The sequence below is a fragment of the Aliiroseovarius sediminis genome, assembly GCF_022678485.1.
Taxonomy (GTDB): Bacteria; Pseudomonadota; Alphaproteobacteria; order Rhodobacterales; family Rhodobacteraceae; genus Aliiroseovarius; species Aliiroseovarius sediminis.
The window spans coordinates 94,628-112,115 of sequence record NZ_JALBYP010000026.1 but is presented as its reverse complement, the minus strand read 5'-3'; the positions used below and the strand labels follow the sequence as shown (position 1 = coordinate 112,115).

Here is a 17,488-nt window from a genome sequence, read left to right as displayed (position 1 = left end):
TTTCTGGATCGCTGCAACATCGCCAATATAGAGGCGGATGGCACGTATCGCCATGAGTTTGTTGTGATATGGTTGTGATATGAGTGCACGGGCGGAAATCAAGCCGTTTTAAAGGGCAAGTCTTTGGAAGGGTTGGATTGTCTGCCCGAAGGGTCACGAGGTCTGCGCCGCCTGTATTCGCCACTTGTATAGCGCCCGACCCATCACCCGGCCCCAAAGCGGCGGGATCAGGGCGATCGTAGCCATCAGGGGCAGCGAATAGGGAAGCGTCGGGGCGGCATCTTGGGTCGGCATATGCAGTGACGGATAGGGCCGCGAGGGGTGAGTGTGGTGGTCCGAATGCCTGGGTGCGTTCAACATCAGGTGCGACGAAAACCAATGCGGCGCGTTCCAACTGTGCCGTGCGTCAACAGGGCCATAGCTGCCATCGCCGCGCCGATCCCGCACCAAGCCGTAATGCTGGACATAGTCGGACAATAGCAGCTGCATTTGGGCGTGAAGGGACAGAAGAAGATAGGCCACGAAGCCTCCGATACCACCAATCCACAGGGCCAGCGCCATCATCAGAACGGCCCCACCCACATACAGGTAATACGGGTTCAGCCCGATTTTTCGGCTGCGGGCGCGAATCTGCTTTTCTATTTCATAACCTGCTGTGAATGACCCGACCCAGGCGCGGGGCGCGAAATCATAGAAGCTTTCACCCTCTTGCGCGGTGTTGGGGTCGTCGGGTGTCGCCACCCAGCGGTGGTGCACTTTCGGATGTGCCGATGCGTGATGTCCGAACAGAAGCGAGGTAAAGACCCATTGGCCCAAAATGCGCAAGCGCCAATCGCGGCGGTGTATCAGTTCATGCGCGTTCGAGTTCGAGACCTGTCCAAAGAACAATCCCGCCGCCAGAAAAATCATCGCCGACGCCCCGATGCCGAGACCAAGACCACCCCCCAGCGCAAACACCACCAGCGCTAAAAGCCCGAAATGGCAGATTGCCAACACGACCGACAAGGCGTCGGCATCATCGCCGGTCTCATCCTCGTCCATCGCGGGGGTGACGCGCGTGATCAGCCGGTCCAGCAGGTGGGTCAGAAGCGTCATGTAAATCAGCGCGGCCCCCGCAAACCAGCCGCCGAATACAGCCCCCAAGGCGATCAGAATAACCGGGCAAAGCGTGGTGATGGCAAAGACCTTCAAGGGATGGGATAAGATCGCGGACATGGGCACCTTTTCGGGCAAGGGACGTGACGTGTTGAATATCGGGCAAATACCGAAGTTGCGCAATCCGCTGCGCGCATGTCGCTTTTGGATGGCGTCGCCCGCCCCGGCCCGTCTATTGTAAGATCAAGGTCAAATCGGGGATCGCAATGGCGTTGGGCGAGAAAAAAGGCATCTGGAAATCTGGCAAAGGCAAAGGTCGGCGCAAGCCCAAGGGACGGCAGGTTGATCCCGCCGCGCTTGAGGAAGTGCAGGCCCTGCTGGGGGACCGTCCGCGCCGCCGCGATCTGTTGATCGAGTTTTTGCACTTGATCCAAGACGCCTATGGCCACTTGTCTGCCGCCCATCTGCGCGCCTTGGCGCATGAGTTGAAGGTCGGCCAAGCCGAGGTTTACGAGGTGGCCAGCTTCTATGCCCATTTTGATGTGGTGCGCGAAGGGGAGACGCCTCCGCCCGCATTGACGATCCGTGTTTGCGACAGCCTGTCGTGCGAACTGGCCGGGTTCGAGGCGCTTCAGAAGGCGCTGGAAGACGGGCTGGACGCGGATAAGGTACGGGTCGTGCGCGCGCCCTGCATGGGGCGCTGTGATGCCGCGCCGGTTCTGGAACTGGGTCACAACCACATCGACCACGCCACGCCCGAAAAGGTGCACGCGGCGATTGCGGCGGGTGATACGCATGCCAAGTTGCCAGACTACGAAGACCTCGCGGCCTATCGTGCCGGGGGCGGCTACGCAACGCTGGAAGATCTGCGCGCGGGTGGCGATTGGGAGGCCGTGCAGACCCAAGTGTTGGACGCCGGTCTGCGCGGGCTTGGTGGGGCCGGGTTCCCGTCGGGAAAGAAATGGGGTTTCGTGCGCGCAAATGATGGCCCCCGCTATCTGGCTGTCAATGGCGACGAGGGCGAGCCGGGCACCTTCAAGGATCGTTACTATCTGGAAGGTACTCCGCATCTGATGCTGGAAGGCATGCTGATCGCAGCTTGGGCGGTCGAGGCCGAAACCTGTTTTATCTACATGCGCGACGAATACCCTGCCGTGCTGGAAATCTTGCGGCGCGAGATTTCGGCGCTGGAAGAAGCTGGCATCGTCGCGCCCGGATATATTGACCTGCGGCGCGGTGCTGGGGCCTATATCTGCGGCGAAGAAAGCGCGATGATCGAATCGATTGAAGGCAAGCGCGGCTTGCCCCGCCACCGCCCGCCTTTCGTGGCGCAGGTGGGTATTTTCGACCGCCCGACCTTGGTTCACAACGTCGAGACCCTGCACTGGGTCGCGCGTATCCTGCGCGAAGGGGGCGAGGTGCTGTCCTCGGTCGAAAAGAATGGGCGCAAAGGGCTGCGGTCCTATTCCGTCTCGGGTCGCGTGGCCAATCCGGGTGTCTATCTGCTGCCCGCCGGGTCCACGATCCGAGACCTGATCGACGCCTGCGGGGGCATGGCCGACGGACACCGTTTCAAAGCCTATCAGCCGGGGGGGCCGTCCTCGGGCCTGTTGCCGGCGTCAATGGACGACATCCCGCTGGATTTCGACACATTGCAGCCTCATGGCTCGTTCATTGGGTCTGCTGCGGTCGTGGTCCTGTCCGATCAGGATAGCGCGCGCGACGCGGCGCTGAATATGCTACGTTTCTTTGAAGACGAAAGTTGCGGCCAATGCACCCCCTGCCGATCTGGCTGTGAGAAAGCGGTGAAGCTGATGCAAGCTGATCGCTGGGATCAGGGCTTGCTGGAAGAGTTGTGCACCGTGATGCAGGATGCTTCGATCTGTGGGCTGGGGCAGGCGGCGCCGAACCCGATCCTGTCAACCATGAAACACTTCCCCGACGAGGTTTAGGGTGTCGCGCGCCGCCCGCGTCACCCTTGACCGATCCTTTGCTGTCGTCCAACGCTAGGCCAATGGTTTTGCGGTCGCAAACCGTTGGTTAACCGGTCGGGAAGTATAAGGCGTTCATGACACAGCTTTCGATGGTTTTGGGCGTCTTGACCGCATTGGCTTATCTGCCGTGCAGCCCTGCGCCGGTGGGTTTGGTCCGGTCGGCGATCAAGACAGTTCCACTCCTCCTGTTCTCGCTGTCGGCCTATCTTGGGAATGGCGGGGCTTTTCTGGTCGCGGGTCTTTTCCTGTCTGCGCTGGGCGATTTTGCCCTGTCGCGCGATGGTGCTGCGCTGTTTCTTTATGGACTGTCAGCCTTTGCGTTGGCGCACGTCGTTTACATCCTGCACTTCAGCGGCTTGGCGGACGCTCCGTTATACGAAGCTTTTGCCAACCACCCGGTTCCCGCGCTTGCTTTGGTCGGGCTTGTCGTTTCGACCGAGTTATGGTTGATCCCGCACACTGGTGCGTTGCGTTGGCCGGTGCGTATCTATGTGCTGATCATTGGCCTGATGGGTCTGTCCGCGCTTGGCGCCCCCTTCGGCTGGGCAGTGGTCGGCGCGGGGGTGTTCATAATCTCGGACGTGATCCTTGCGGTGCAGTTGTTCCGTATGTCCGAAACCTACCGCTACCGCAGCTGGGCGGGTTATGCAGTATGGGCGTTCTATGTCTCGGGTCAGTTCATGATCCTTTGGGGTGGTTTGCACGGCTGACGCCGTTTGCTGGCTCTTCCATCCGGCCCCCATGTGGCTTAGGTGGATAGAAAGCGATCAAGAGGGCGCACATGGCTTTTTTCTCGAAACTCAAGGAACGGCTTTTCAAATCGTCATCCAAGCTGGAAGAAGGGCTGGAGGCGATCGTTGAAGATGGCGGCGAAGAAGAGCTTGCCGATGTCGCGCCAGAAGACGCGGCCCCGACGCACGCGCCGGAACAGGTTGACCGGGACCCGGACCCCGCCGATGTAATTCCTGAGCCTGAGCCTGAGCCTGAGCCTGAGCCTGAGCCTGAGCCTGAGCCTGAGCCTGAGCCTGAGCCTGAGCCTGTTGCCGAAGTGGTTGTGGTCGACGAAATTTCACCCGAACCCGAACCCGAACCCGAACCCGAACCCGAACCCGAACCCGAACCCGAACCCGAACCCGAACCCGAACCCGAACCCGAACCCGAACCCGTCGCGCAAGCCGAACCAGCACCGCTGGATGTCGCCGCCGAGGTCGCGCCCATCGCCGCCGCCAAACCCGGCCTGCTGGGCCGTATGTTCGGGCGGCGTGAGGCCAAGACCGTTGTGCGCCGCATCGTCGACGACGACATGCTGGAAAGCCTTGAGGATCTGATGATCACCTCGGATATGGGGGTGGACACGGCGATGCGTGTGACCGCCAACATTTCGGAAAGCTATTTCGGCAGAAAACTGTCGGTGGACGAGATCAAATCTGTTCTGGCCGCCGAAGTTGCGCGTATCATGGATACAGTCGCCGCACCGATGCCGCTTTATTCCAAACGCCCGCAGGTTGTGTTGATCGTGGGTGTAAACGGCGCGGGCAAGACCACCACCATCGGCAAGCTGGCCAGCCAATTCACCGCGGCCGGCAAAAAGGTCGTAATCGCTGCCGGTGACACATTTCGCGCCGCAGCGGTCGAACAGTTGCAGGTCTGGGGCGATCGGGCGGGCGTGCCCGTGTTGACCGCGCCTGAGGGGTCCGACCCAGCGTCATTGGCTTATGATGCGATGACACAGGCCGAAGCCGACGGCGCCGACCTTCTGATGATCGATACCGCCGGGCGCTTGCAAAACCGAGCAGATCTGATGGAGGAGCTGGCCAAGATCGTGCGCGTCATCAAGAAAAAAGACGAGACCGCACCGCATAACACCATTCTGGTGCTGGACGCGACCACCGGTCAAAACGCCTTGTCGCAGGTCGAGACATTCCAGAAGCTTGCCGATGTGTCAGGGCTGGTGATGACCAAGCTGGACGGCACCGCCAAGGGTGGCGTTCTGGTCGCGCTGGCCGATAAGTTCGCGCTGCCGATTCACGCCATCGGGGTGGGCGAACAGATCGACGATCTGGCACCCTTCGACCCCGAAGAGTTCGCCCGCGCCCTGATCGGCATTACTGATCAGGCCTAGGGGATGAGCGACTGGCTCGTTTCCCTAGAAGGCACCGATTCGGGCCGCCAACTTGCGCTGATCCTTGCGCTGTCTGCCGCGTTCCTGCACGCACTGTTCGGCGCGCTGCAAAAGGGGCGCCATGATCCGTGGCTGTCACGCGGGGCGATTGATCTGTCTTATGGGCTGATTGCGGCCCCTTTCGCGCTGTTCGTCGTTCCGTGGCCCGAGCCGCATATGTGGCCGATTTTCGCCGTCGTGTTTGTGATCCATGTTGGCTACAAACTTGCGCAAAGCTACACCTACGCGCTTGGCTCCTACACCGTTGTCTATCCGGTCGTCCGCGGCACCGGGCCGTTGTTCACTGTTATAGGCGCGGGACTTTTGTTCGGGGAACATTTCACTTGGGTGCAGTGGGGCGGCGTGGCGACGCTGGTGGCCGGAATATTCGCGCTTGCGGCCTATAACCTGCGGCATTGGCAGTTGGGGCGCGATCAGTTGAAACCGGCGCTGGCGATGGCGGTCGTGACCGGGTTGTTTGTCGCGGCCTATACCACCTATGACGCCTATGGCATCCGCGCGACGGCCAACCCCTTCACCTTCCTGGCTTGGTTTTTCTTCATCGACGGTTTCTTCATGCCTGTGATCGCGGCACTGCGTTGGTGGAACATGCCCGATCGCCCCGCGCTTGGCCCGCTGATGGGGCGCGGCGTGTTGGGGGCGGTCGTGGCCTATTTTAGTTTCGGGTCGATCATGTTGGCGACGCGTCTGGACAATGTGGGCGAAGCCGCCGTTCTGCGCGAAACATCGACAGTGTTTGCAGCCCTTATCGGCTGGCTTGTGCTAAAAGAACGGGTCGGGCCGCGTCGCCTGACGATGATGGCTTTGATCGCGGCGGGCGCCGTGATAGTCGAGATGGGCGCATAAGGAGGCACCATGCAAGACAAGCAGGCAACACCCGCCCTCAGGGCAACGCTGGAATATGGACCGATCATCCTGTTCTTCGTGGCCTATACGTTCCTGAAGGATCGCAGCTTCATGGTTGCGGGCACCGAATATTCAGGCTTTGTCGCGGTGACGGCGATGTTCATTCCGGTGCTGGCACTGGCAACTTTGGCGATGTGGAAGATCACCGGCCACCTGTCGAAAATGCAGATCGTGACGCTTGTGCTGGTGGTCGGCTTTGGCGGCATGTCAATCTGGTTCAATGATGAACGCTTTTTCAAGATGAAACCGACGATGATCTATGTGCTGTTCGCCGGAATTCTGGGCTTCGGGCTGATGCGCGGCACCAGTTATCTTGAGGCCGTGATGGACCGCGCCCTACCATTGGAGCGGGCGGGCTGGATGATCCTGACCAAGCGGCTGGCGCTGTTCTTTCTTGGCCTTGCCATCGCGAACGAGGTGATTTGGCGCAGCATGTCCACCGATACCTGGGTGAATTTCAAGACCTTCGGCCTGCCGCTGGCAATGTTCGCGTTCTTCATGACACAGGCCGGACTGTTCAAACGCTATGGCACGGAAGAGGACGCCAGCGAAGGCTGACGCCCCTGTGTCGCACAGCGACTAACGTTTAAACAGCACCTCTTGCGCCTTCCGGTCGCTTTGTGGATCGCTGCGTTGGTCGGATGCAACGGCGCGGCCGCGTTGCACTGCTGGGCGCGCGCCCACCTCATCAAGCCAGCGCGCAAGGTTGGGTTTGTCGTCCAGCGACTGTTCCTGGCCTTCCCACAATGATGCCCAGCCCCACGCCGCCATATCCGCGATGGAATAGGAGTCGCCTGCCAGATACTGATTGTCTGCAAGCTGCCGATCCATCACGCCGTAAAGCCGTGCAGTTTCAGCGCGATAGCGATCTTTGGCATAGGGCAGATCGTGGGGCGGATCCATCGCAGGTGCGTATTTCAAAAAATGATGCGCCTGTCCGGCCATCGGCCCCATGCCACCCATCTGCCACATCAGCCATTGGTCCACCGCGACCCGTTCCCGCTCGGTTTTGCCGCAGAATAGCCCGGTCTTGCGCGCCAGATATTGCAGGATCGCGCCGGACTCGAAGATCGAAATCGGCGCTCCATCAGGTCCGTCCGGGTCGACGATTGCGGGCATTCGGTTGTTTGGCGCAATCTTCAGAAAATCAGGGTCGAACTGGTCGCCTGCGCCGATATCCACCAGCTTGACGTCATAGGGCAGCGCCATCTCCTCAAGTGCGATCGAGATTTTCCAGCCGTTCGGCGTGGGCCAATAATAAAGCTCTATGGGTTTGGGCATCGGGGCCTCCTTTCTGTTGCAGGCAGGATGACAGGTGGCGCACGAATGGCAACACCGCGGATAGGTGCGCGCGGTCACGATCCGGTGCGCCCAAACTCCTTGCCCCCTTGACGCAAAATCGTACAGACAGTAACGCTTTCGCGTGGGGATTTGTTCACCGGATTGCAGGCCACGTAAAATAAACTGCTAAAGAGGTCAGGGATCTTGCGGGCGATATGCTCTGCAAAAATACCCCCGACGCTCGTGAGGCGGTGGGGGTATTTTGTGCGAAAGGAACGCGCGGTGACAGGCAGATCAAAACGGACAACGGCGGTGCATGGCGGCACGCGCCGCAGCCAGTATAACGAAGTCAGCGAAGCGATCTTTCTGACGCAAGGTTTCGTTTATGACAGTGCGGAACAGGCCGAGGCACGCTTTATCCAAAGCAGCCGGGAAGAGTTTATCTATGCCCGCTATGGCAACCCCACCGTTGCCATGTTTGAAGACCGGATGGCCGCGCTTGAAGGGGCCGAGGACGCTTTTGCGACCGCCTCGGGCATGGCGGCTGTCAACGGCGCGTTGATGTCCTTGCTGAAGGCTGGTGACCATGTGGTTGCCGGGCGGGCGTTGTTTGGATCATGCCTCTATGTTCTCGAAGACATCCTTGCGCGGTTTGGGGTCGAGGTGACGCTGGTGGATGGCACCGACCTTGACGCATGGCGCGCAGCCGTGCGCCCCGACACCGCTGTCTGTTTTTTCGAAAGCGTGTCCAATCCCGCACTTGACGTGATCGACATCGAAGGTGTCGCCAAGATCGCACACGACGTTGGCGCCTCCGTCGTCGTGGACAACGTATTCGCGACCCCAGTATTCAGCCGTGCGATCGACCAAGGTGCCGATGTCGTTGTTTATTCCACCACGAAACATGTGGACGGGCAGGGGCGGTGTCTTGGCGGTGTGGTGCTGGGCACGCAGGAGTATATCCGCAAAACGCTGGAGCCTTACCTGAAACACACCGGCGGCGCGATGAGCCCGTTCAATGCGTGGGTCATGCTGAAGGGGTTGGAGACAATGGAGCTGCGCGTGAAGGCGCAAGCAACCTCTGCGCTTGAGATTGCGCGCGCTTTGGAAGGCCACGAAAAACTGGCCCGCGTCATACATCCGCTTCTGGACAGCCATCCGGACAAGGCGTTGGCCGAACGCCAAATGGTTGGCGGGGCAGGCACCGTTCTGGCACTGGAACTGGCTGGCGGGAAAGAGGCAGCGTTCCGGTTTCTGAATGCGCTTGAGATCGTGTTGATTTCTAACAACCTTGGCGACGCGAAATCCATCGTGACGCATCCAGCGACGACGACACATCAACGTCTGCCCGATGACCAGAAAGCGCAGTTGGGGATTACCCCGGGCCTTTTGCGCCTCTCCATCGGGCTTGAGGATACGCAAGACCTGGTTGCGGATCTGACCGGTGCCTTAAACGCCGCCTGATCTGTCGTATCTTTCGTATCGTGTTTGGAAAAACTCTGCCACATGCCTATGTTGGTAGGGTGCGACAGGACCGGAGGGTTCGCGATGAACCAGATGAAACGCAAAGGGGGCGCTGCCCCGGACGAGGCCGCGGCGCGCGACGCGCTTGAGGTTCTGCGCCACTGGGCCAGAACGGCGGACCCGGTCGAGGTGGCAAAGCTTGACCCCGCGATTGCGCGTCTGTTGCCGGGGGCCGAGTTGCCCAATTACCCGGACCTCAGCCGCGATTACCCATCTGACTTTGCGCCAGATGTTGCCTATAAGGCGACCATGCCTGACCTGCAAAACGGCCCTGCCAGCCTGATCCAAGGGGCCAAGCGACATATTCAGCATGTGGGCATCTCGAATTTTCGCCTGCCAATTCGGTATCACACGCGCGATGGCGCAGATGTGACACTTGAGACAGCTGTTACCGGCACGGTCAGTCTGGAGGCAGGCAAGAAAGGCATCAACATGTCGCGCATCATGCGCAGCTTCTATGGCCATGCCGAAAAGACCTTCAGCTTCGATGTGATCGAGGCCGCGTTGGACGACTACAAAACCGATCTGGAAAGCTTGGACGCGCGCATAGAAATGCGCTTTTCCTACCCCGCGCGGGTCGAAAGCCTGCGGTCTGGCCTGTCTGGCTATCAATATTACGACATTGCGCTGGAATTGGTCGAACACCGCGACCAGCGGCGCAAGTTCATGCATCTGGACTATGTCTATTCCTCGACTTGTCCGTGTTCGCTGGAATTGTCCGAACATGCGCGGCAGATGCGGGGCCAGTTGGCAACGCCGCATTCGCAACGGTCGGTTGCGCGGATCTCGGTCGAGAAGATCCACCAGCCCAACCATACCCTGTGGTTTGAAGATCTGATCGACATCTGTCGCGGCGCGGTGCCCACGGAAACCCAGGTGATGGTCAAGCGCGAGGATGAACAAGCCTTTGCCGAACTGAACGCCGCGAACCCGGTTTTCGTCGAAGACGCCGCGCGGCTGTTTTGCGAGCATTTGCAGCAAGACGCGCGCATCGGGGATTTTCGTGTCGTTGCCAGCCATCAGGAAAGCCTGCACAGCCATGACGCCGTGTCGATCCTGACCGAAGGCGAAACGTTCGAGGCCGAGAGCCTTGACCCCAAGCTGTTTTCGACCCTGTTTCACGTCGGTTAGCGCCGCCCCGGCCGCAGAACAGATCGGACACAGGCCTCGCGCCATGCGACCCTCAGCACCATCTGATCCTTGACAGTTTGCGCGGGTGACGCCAACCCTTCCCGAATGTTCGATCTGCGACCAGTTGTATATGTCATCGGCCTTCTGGTCGCCGCGCTTGGGGTGACCATGCTGATCCCAATGGGGGTCGACCTATATTATGACAGCCCCGGTTGGGCGGTTTTTCTGGAAAGCGCGGTGATCACCACCATGATCGGTGCATCGATGGCGTTGGCCACCGCCAATGGTGTCGGCGAGGGGCTTTCGATCCAGCAGACCTTTTTATTGACCACTGGTGTCTGGGTGGCGCTGCCGATTTTTGGTGCGTTGCCTTTCGTCCTGTCTGAGGTCGGAGTGCGCCCCGTCGATGCGTTTTTCGAGGCGATGTCGGGCCTGACCACCACCGGATCAACCGTGTTGTCGGGGCTGGATGATATGCCCAAGGGGCTTTTGTTCTGGCGCGCGCTTTTGCAGTGGTATGGCGGCATTGGGATCATCGTCGTCGCGATGGTCTTTTTGCCTGAACTTCGGGTTGGCGGGATGCAGATTTTCCGGTCCGAGGCGTTTGATACAATGGGCAAGGTTTTGCCCCGGGCAGCCCAGATCGCCGGGCGCATCAGCCAGATTTATGTTGGTCTGACGCTTCTATGCGCCGCCACCTATGTTGCGGTTGGCCTGCCCCCGTTCGAGGCGGTTTACCATTCCCTCACCACACTTTCGACGGGGGGCTTTTCGTCCACCGACAGATCGTTCGGGGCGTTTCAAGGCGCGCCGGAATATGTCGCCTCGGTCTTCATGATTTTGGCCAGCTTGCCCTTCGTGCGTTATATCCAGTTGCTTGCTGGCACCGCACAGCCGATCCTGCGCGACTCGCAAATCCGGGTCTATCTGACGATCATCTTGACGATTACGCTGGCGATGACCCTGTTCAGGCTGGTGGCGAACGGCGATCATCTGGAACACGGGTTTCGCGAGGGGCTGTTCAACGTCACCTCGATCATCAGCGGCACGGGGTATGCCAGCGTCGATTACCAGCTCTGGGGTGCGTTTCCGGTGGTCGTGTTCTTCTTCGTTGGCCTGATCGGCGGTTGTGCCGGGTCGACCGCCTGTTCGATCAAGGTGTTCCGCTATCAACTGCTGTTTTCGTCGATCAAGGCGCAGATCCGCGCGATCCATTCGCCCCACGGCTTGTTCATGCCCCGCTATGCAGGGCGCCGCGTGGATGAGGAGGTCTTGTCCTCGGTCATGGGGTTCTTCGTGTTTTTTGTGGTGACGCTGGGGATCGTTGCCGTGCTTCTGGGCATGACCGGGCTGGACTTCACCACGTCGGTTTCGGGGGCGGCAACTGCGGTTGCCAATATCGGGCCGGGTCTGGGTGATATCATCGGGCCTGCCGGCAACTTTGGCAGCTTGAATGATACTGCGAAGTGGATACTTGCCCTGACCATGCTGATCGGGCGGCTAGAGGTTCTGGCCGTTTATGTCCTGTTCACCGTGTCGTTCTGGCGCGGCTGAGAAGCCGGCCCAAAGGGGCAGGCTTTGCAGCAGGTGTTCGCAAGGATAAGCAAACGTCGGTCAGTTCCAGCAGCTAACCAGAACGGTCATATCCGCCGCCCGTGCGTTCAGGTCCACCGGGTCAATCGAGGCCACCGGATCGGTTGCCTGAGCCGTGACGCCATTGTCGGACAGGAACTTCGTGATCGAAGCGGCATCCAGCGCAAAGCTGACGCCTTCGGGCAAACTGCGGCCTGCGGGGGCTTGGTTGGGCAACAGCATTCCCGTCACCGCGCCGCCGGCGTCCAGAACCGGCCCGCCCGCGTCGCCCGGCAGGGCCGCCAAAGTCAGGCGGTTCAATTCGTTCTCGCCGTTCAGGCCCTCAAGCTCGGACAGGCTGCCATAGGTCAGGCTGGGTGCGCTCAGCCGACCTTCAAAGGAATAACCTGCGACTGCCACATCCGACTTCAGACGTGGGTCGACAGACAGGAACGCCGCATGTGCCAAAGGGGCCAGCGGGTCTTTGGGTTTCAGCAGCGCCAGACCGTGCGCGTCGTCCAGTGCAACGATTTCCGCATCATAAGCGTCGTCGATGGTGATGCGCGCGCATTCCTGCACGGCCGCGGCGGTGGTCACGATCATACCCTGCCCATCGACGAAAAAGCCCGACCGCGACAGGTTCGGCCTGCGGATATCCAACCCTGACACAAGGTCAAGACTTTGGGTTGCCGCATCCAGCCCTGCATTGTCGGCCAAGGCTTGTGGCCCAAGCGAGGCAAAGCTTGCTTTCATATCACCCAGCACCATATTGCGCCGCTTTTCGTCCCCCACCGGCCAAATCAGCGTGAAGCCTTTGACGGTCCCATCCACAAGTTCGGCTTGGGTATAGGACGTGATCTTGCCGTCCGTCCCTTCGATGGTGAACGAGCTGTCCCGGCGCTGGCGCGGGCCGTCGACCGGCATGATCTCTAGCGATTGCAGAATGTCGTAAAGGCCGTAAAGCGTGTTCTGATCGCCAGTCTGGCTGATCAGAAGCACGCGCACGCCGCTGTCTTCTTTGGTGTCGAAATGGACGAACGGGGCTTCGTAATGCGAAAATTCAACCATCGCACCGGGAATGGCGACCGATATACCGGCCTTTTGATCTTCGTAAGGACGGATGCCCATTGAGGCGATGATGGTCTGAAAACTTGTTAAAAGCTCGTCGCGCTGGCGAGTGGTCAGAACGCCGGTCGGGTCATAGCCGCGATCAGACTGCCATGCGGCCATTGACCGGCGTGTGCCCGCCCCGAATGCACCGTCGATGGCGGCGGTGTAATACCCTTCCCATTTCAGCGCGACCTGAAGCGCCTTGCGTTGCGCGCGGTCCAACTGGCGTTCGCTGTTCAGCGCCTCGCGCCGGGTTTCAAAGCGCGGCGGCTCGGGTTGGGTCTGGGGTGTGGATGTGTTGGGTTGGGCCACCGACGCGACTTGATCGCCGGCTGCCGAGGATGGCGTGCTGCTGGCGGTGTCAGTTTCCGCCGAAGCGGCCAGCGGTTCGGTGCCAAGCGCATTGACGCCCACCGGCCAGAACTGCTGCCGCAGCTTATTGGAATAGGTGATGAAGCTGTCACGCGGGATCAGGCCTGCGTTTTTCAGGGACCGAAGCTGGATTTTCGCGGCGTCCTCGGTATATGGGCCCAGAATGATGCCATACCAGTTGCCACCGATGCGAAACCCGTTCACGCCGTCCAGCCGCCCGGCATAGCTGCGCACCCGATCGTTGGCCTCGGCCAAGGTAGGCTGCGCCTCGATCTGGATCCAGAACAGGTTTTCCGCCTGCGTCCCGGATGCGGCTCGCGTATCTTGCTGGGCCGTTGCTGGCAGGCTGATCAAGCTTGTCGCAAGTCCGGTGAAAAGGGCAGCAGCAATACGTTTCGTCATGGAACCTCGTGGCCTTCCGGCGCGGCTTGAAATTGTTGTGGCGTATCGTGCGATATGCCCGGATCGTGTTATTTCCAAGATGGGAATATGACAGTTTCGCGGGGCGGGTCCAGCGGCTTCGTCAATTTTAACCTGAAACGCGGCGGTTGGGTTCAAAACATGCGCCTGATCGCGGAAAATCGCCCCTTTTCGCGCGTTGACCCGGTCAGACCCAGCCCGTATTGAGGGCTGACATTCCGGCAACGACCAGATGGGCAGGGCCATGGCCAAAAGCGACACGCGTCCGAAAAGTTTTCAAGAGATTATCCTGCGGCTTCAGAATTACTGGGCCACGCAAGGCTGCGCAATGCTGCAACCTTATGACATGGAGGTTGGCGCGGGCACCTTCCATCCCGCCACCACCCTGCGCTCGCTCGGCCCGCAGCCATGGGCGGCGGCCTACGTGCAGCCCTCACGCCGCCCGACCGACGGGCGCTATGGCGAGAACCCGAACCGGTTGCAGCATTATTATCAGTATCAGGTGCTGATCAAACCCAGCCCGCCCGATCTGCAAGACCTGTATCTTGGCTCGTTGCAGGCCATCGGAATCGATATGGACCTGCACGACATCCGTTTCGTCGAAGATGACTGGGAAAGCCCCACGCTGGGCGCCTGGGGTCTTGGCTGGGAAGTCTGGTGCGACGGTATGGAAGTCAGCCAGTTCACCTATTTCCAGCAAGTTGGCGGCCATGACTGCCACCCGGTCTCGGGCGAGCTGACCTATGGGATCGAGCGTCTGGCGATGTATATCCTTGGCGTCGATCACGTCATGGACATGCCGTTCAACGACCCCGGCGCACCGATCCCGCTGAGCTATGGTGACGTGTTCAAGCAGACCGAGGAAGAATATGCCCGTTGGAATTTCGACGTGGCCAATACCGATGTTCTGCTGAAACAGTTCGAAGAGGCCGAGGCCGAATGCAAAGCCATCCTTGATCAGGCCCCGGTGGACCCAAAAACCGGCAAACGCATCGTCATGGCGCATCCCGCTTATGATCAATGCATCAAGGCCAGCCACTTGTTCAACCTGCTGGATGCGCGCGGCGTGATTTCAGTCACCGAGCGTCAGGCCTATATCGGGCGGGTGCGCGCGCTGGCCAAACTGTGTGCGGATGCCTTCGTGCAGACCCGCGCCGGCGGCTGGACAGACGGGAACGCGGCGTGAGCGGCAGGATCATTGGAATATTCATCGTGGTAACGGCACTGATCGCGGGCATCGCCATCTACTGGCTGCAACTTTATGCGTTCTATGACGACGTGTCGTCGGACACCGAATTGCGTATGACGAATGTCGTGACGGGCGAACCAGAAGTTGTGCTTTATGACAGCTTTCAGGGGATCGACGCCGATAGCTCTCCGCTTCGGTTTCGGGGCTGTTTCACCACGACGATGAGCCTTGCGATGCTGACCGAGACGTTTGAGACCTATGAAAACGCCACGCCCCTGACCGCGCCCAACTGGTTTGATTGCTTTGACGCCAGCCAGATCGGTGCGGCCCTTGAAACCGGCGAGGCGATCGCCTTTCTGGGCGAACGCAATATTCAGGACGGGGTGGATCGCGTGGTCGCGATCTTTCCCGATGGCCGGGGTTATGCCTGGCACCAGCTGAACGAAAAATACAGCGAGTGAACGATATGCCCGACCTGCTGATTGAACTCTTTTCCGAAGAAATCCCGGCGCGGATGCAGAAACGCGCCGCGGATGATCTGAAAAAACTTGTGACCGATGGTCTGGTCGAGGCGGGGTTGACCTATGCTGGTGCCCACGCGTTGTCGACACCACGCCGCTTGACGCTGGCAATCGAAGGGCTGTTGGACAAATCGCCTGACACGCGCGAAGAACGCAAGGGCCCGAAAGTGGGCGCGCCTGACAAGGCCATTGAAGGCTTCCTGCGCGGCGCTGGCCTGACCCGCGACCAGCTTGAGGAACGTGAAACCCCGAAAGGACCGGTCTATTTCGCGCTGATCGAAAAGAAAGGCCGCCCCGCCGCCGAGATCGTCGCCGAGGTTCTGGAAGCCACGATCCGCAACTTCCCGTGGCCCAAGTCGATGCGTTGGGGCGCGGGCAGCCTGCGGTGGGTGCGGCCCTTGCACTCGATCCTGTGTCTTTTGTCGGATGAGGCAGGCGCAAGCATCGTGCCGGTGGATATTGACGGGATCAAGGCAGGCGACACCACCGAAGGTCATCGCTTCATGGCCCCCGGCCGCTTCGCCGTAACGGGCTTTGCCGATTACGAAGCCAAACTGAAAGCCGCCAAAGTCATCCTGTCGCCGGAAGAACGTGCCGATCATATCTGGGCCGAAGCGCAGAACGCTGCCTTCGCCCAAGGGCTGGAAATCGTCGAGGACAAGGGTCTGCTGGCCGAAGTCGCGGGGCTGGTCGAATGGCCCGTCGTGTTGATCGGCGATATTGACGATGAATTCATTCCACTGCCGCCTGAAGTGCTTCAGTCCTCGATGCGTGAACATCAGAAGTTCTTTTCGGTGAAGAACCCTAAATCTGACCTGATCGAGAAATTCGTGACCGTCGCTAACCGTGAAACCGCCGACCACGGGGCCACTATTCTGGCCGGCAATCAGAAGGTGTTGTCGGCCCGTCTGGCCGATGCGAAATTCTTCTGGGAAAATGACCTGCGCATCGCGGAAACCGGCGGGCAGGCGTGGTTGGGCAGCCTGTCAAACGTGACGTTTCATAACAAACTGGGCACGCAGGGCGAACGGATCGAACGTATTGCCCAATTGGCCCGCGCTATTGCGCCCTTGGTTGACGCCGACACGGACCTGACAGAACAGGCCGCGCGTTGGGCCAAGGCCGATCTCTCGTCCGAAATGGTGTATGAGTTCCCCGAACTTCAGGGCTTGATGGGCAAGTATTATGCCACTTCGGCGGGTTATTCTGCGCAGGTCGCAGATGCGGCGCTGGACCATTATTCCCCCCTTGGGCCGACGGATGATGTGCCCTCGGCGCCCGTGTCTGTTGCGGTCGCGCTGGCTGACAAGTTGGATATTCTGACCGGGTTCTGGGCCATCGACGAAAAGCCTACGGGATCGAAAGACCCGTTCGCGCTGCGTCGCGCGGCCCTTGGGGTGATCCGGTTGATCCTGAACAACGACCTGCGCCTGTCGCTGGTCAAGCTTTTCGATGCCCAAGTCTTACGCCATGAGATCGCGTTGAACGAAAACGGGTCGGTGCGGCAGGCGTTGCTGCGCGATCTGGACAACGAAATCGCGAAACACGGCGTGTTCGGCGCGGCCATCCGCACGGTTTTGGATCATTTCGATGGCACTCTGTCCAAACATCTTGAGAAGGTGAAAGACATCCTGCCCGACATCGCGCATGACCTGCTGGACTTTTTCCATGACCGGTTGAAGGTGCACCTGCGCGACAAGGGCGTGCGCCATGACGTGATCGACGCCTGCCTTGCGATGCCAGGCAATGACGACCTGACCCTGCTGGTCAAACGGGCCGAGGCGCTGGGCGCGTTTCTTGCCACGGACGATGGTGAAAACCTGCTGCTAGGGGTCAAACGCGCGGCCAATATTCTGGCGCAGGCCGAGCAGAAGGACGGGGTCGAATACTCCTATGGGGCGGATGTCAAATTCGCTGATGCGGCCGAGGAAAAAGCCCTGTTCGCGGCCCTTGACGTGGCCGAGGCGGCCATCAAACCCGCGATCGAGGCCGAGGATTTCGCGGCCGCTATGGCCGCCCTAGCCGCGCTGCGTGCCCCCATTGATGCGTTTTTCGAAGCGGTCCAGATTAACACTGACAATCAGATCGTCCGTCGCAATCGTTTGAACCTGTTGGCGCGCATCCGTGTCATCAGTGCGGGGGTTGCGGACCTGTCGCGCATCGAAGGCTGACGCGGGGTGCAAGGCTAACT

14 protein-coding genes and 1 riboswitch are annotated in these 17,488 nt (G+C 60.0%); of the genes, 11 read left to right on the top strand and 3 right to left on the bottom strand.

Annotated elements, in window-relative coordinates; translation table 11 throughout:
* Window positions 1-153: 153 nt before the first annotated feature.
* On the bottom strand, window positions 154-1,215 hold the full coding sequence (locus tag MN186_RS07045; RefSeq protein WP_242113665.1) for an alkane 1-monooxygenase: 1,062 nt from the start codon (window positions 1,213-1,215) through the stop codon (window positions 154-156).
* 146 nt (window positions 1,216-1,361) lie between these two features.
* On the opposite strand from MN186_RS07045, the gene MN186_RS07040 reads away from it, so the two are divergent.
* From MN186_RS07040 to MN186_RS07020, 5 genes are all read left to right on the top strand, one after another.
* Window positions 1,362-3,047: an NAD(P)H-dependent oxidoreductase subunit E gene (locus tag MN186_RS07040; protein ID WP_242113664.1), complete on the top strand. Its 1,686-nt coding sequence runs from the start codon at window positions 1,362-1,364 to the stop codon at window positions 3,045-3,047.
* 116 nt (window positions 3,048-3,163) lie between these two features.
* Window positions 3,164-3,799 (top strand): lysoplasmalogenase family protein, encoded by a 636-nt coding sequence (locus MN186_RS07035; RefSeq protein WP_242113663.1) that lies wholly within the window; start codon window positions 3,164-3,166, stop codon window positions 3,797-3,799.
* 71 nt (window positions 3,800-3,870) lie between these two features.
* The gene (gene ftsY / locus MN186_RS07030; protein ID WP_242113662.1) at window positions 3,871-5,211 is read left to right on the top strand and encodes a signal recognition particle-docking protein FtsY; all 1,341 of its coding nucleotides are present in this window, start codon (window positions 3,871-3,873) and stop codon (window positions 5,209-5,211) included.
* Window positions 5,212-5,214: 3 nt separating this feature from the next.
* Window positions 5,215-6,117 (top strand): EamA family transporter, encoded by a 903-nt coding sequence (locus tag MN186_RS07025; RefSeq protein ID WP_242113661.1) that lies wholly within the window; start codon window positions 5,215-5,217, stop codon window positions 6,115-6,117.
* A 9-nt stretch (window positions 6,118-6,126) separates the two neighbouring features.
* Window positions 6,127-6,735 carry an inner membrane-spanning protein YciB gene (locus MN186_RS07020; protein WP_242113660.1) on the top strand — a complete coding sequence of 203 codons (609 nt, stop codon included), beginning with the start codon at window positions 6,127-6,129 and terminating at the stop codon, window positions 6,733-6,735.
* A gap of 21 nt (window positions 6,736-6,756) precedes the next feature.
* Here the strand turns inward: MN186_RS07020 and MN186_RS07015 are convergent, their stop codons facing one another.
* Entirely contained in the window at window positions 6,757-7,458 is a 702-nt protein-coding gene (locus MN186_RS07015) for a glutathione S-transferase N-terminal domain-containing protein (RefSeq protein ID WP_242113659.1), read from the bottom strand.
* Window positions 7,459-7,590: 132 nt separating this feature from the next.
* A riboswitch (SAM riboswitch) is annotated at window positions 7,591-7,669 on the top strand.
* Between the two features lie 71 nt (window positions 7,670-7,740).
* Between MN186_RS07015 and metZ the strand changes: the two genes are divergently transcribed.
* The 3 genes from metZ (at window position 7,741) to MN186_RS07000 (ending at window position 11,667) form a co-directional block, all read left to right on the top strand.
* A complete protein-coding gene (gene metZ, locus MN186_RS07010; protein ID WP_242113658.1) occupies window positions 7,741-8,922 on the top strand; it encodes an O-succinylhomoserine sulfhydrylase in 1,182 nt (393 codons plus the stop codon).
* Window positions 8,923-9,006: 84 nt separating this feature from the next.
* Complete coding sequence (folE2, locus tag MN186_RS07005; protein WP_242113657.1) at window positions 9,007-10,113, top strand: GTP cyclohydrolase FolE2; 1,107 nt, start codon at window positions 9,007-9,009, stop codon at window positions 10,111-10,113.
* A 105-nt stretch (window positions 10,114-10,218) separates the two neighbouring features.
* On the top strand, window positions 10,219-11,667 hold the full coding sequence (locus MN186_RS07000) for a TrkH family potassium uptake protein (RefSeq protein WP_242113656.1): 1,449 nt from the start codon (window positions 10,219-10,221) through the stop codon (window positions 11,665-11,667).
* Between the two features lie 60 nt (window positions 11,668-11,727).
* On the opposite strand, the gene MN186_RS06995 is transcribed toward MN186_RS07000, so the two are convergent.
* Window positions 11,728-13,569 (bottom strand): trypsin-like peptidase domain-containing protein, encoded by a 1,842-nt coding sequence (locus MN186_RS06995; protein ID WP_242113655.1) that lies wholly within the window; start codon window positions 13,567-13,569, stop codon window positions 11,728-11,730.
* 262 nt (window positions 13,570-13,831) lie between these two features.
* Between MN186_RS06995 and MN186_RS06990 the strand changes: the two genes are divergently transcribed.
* From MN186_RS06990 to glyS, 3 genes are read left to right on the top strand one after another with little or no spacing between them, the layout of a single operon-like run.
* Window positions 13,832-14,773, top strand: a complete 942-nt coding sequence (locus MN186_RS06990; RefSeq protein WP_242113654.1) for a glycine--tRNA ligase subunit alpha — start codon at window positions 13,832-13,834, stop codon at window positions 14,771-14,773.
* Window positions 14,770-15,237: a DUF6446 family protein gene (locus tag MN186_RS06985; protein WP_242113653.1), complete on the top strand. Its 468-nt coding sequence runs from the start codon at window positions 14,770-14,772 to the stop codon at window positions 15,235-15,237. Before MN186_RS06990 ends, MN186_RS06985 begins: the two co-directional genes overlap by 4 nt.
* Window positions 15,238-15,242: 5 nt before the next feature.
* Complete coding sequence (gene glyS / locus MN186_RS06980; RefSeq protein ID WP_242113652.1) at window positions 15,243-17,468, top strand: glycine--tRNA ligase subunit beta; 2,226 nt, start codon at window positions 15,243-15,245, stop codon at window positions 17,466-17,468.
* Window positions 17,469-17,488 lie beyond the last annotated feature (20 nt).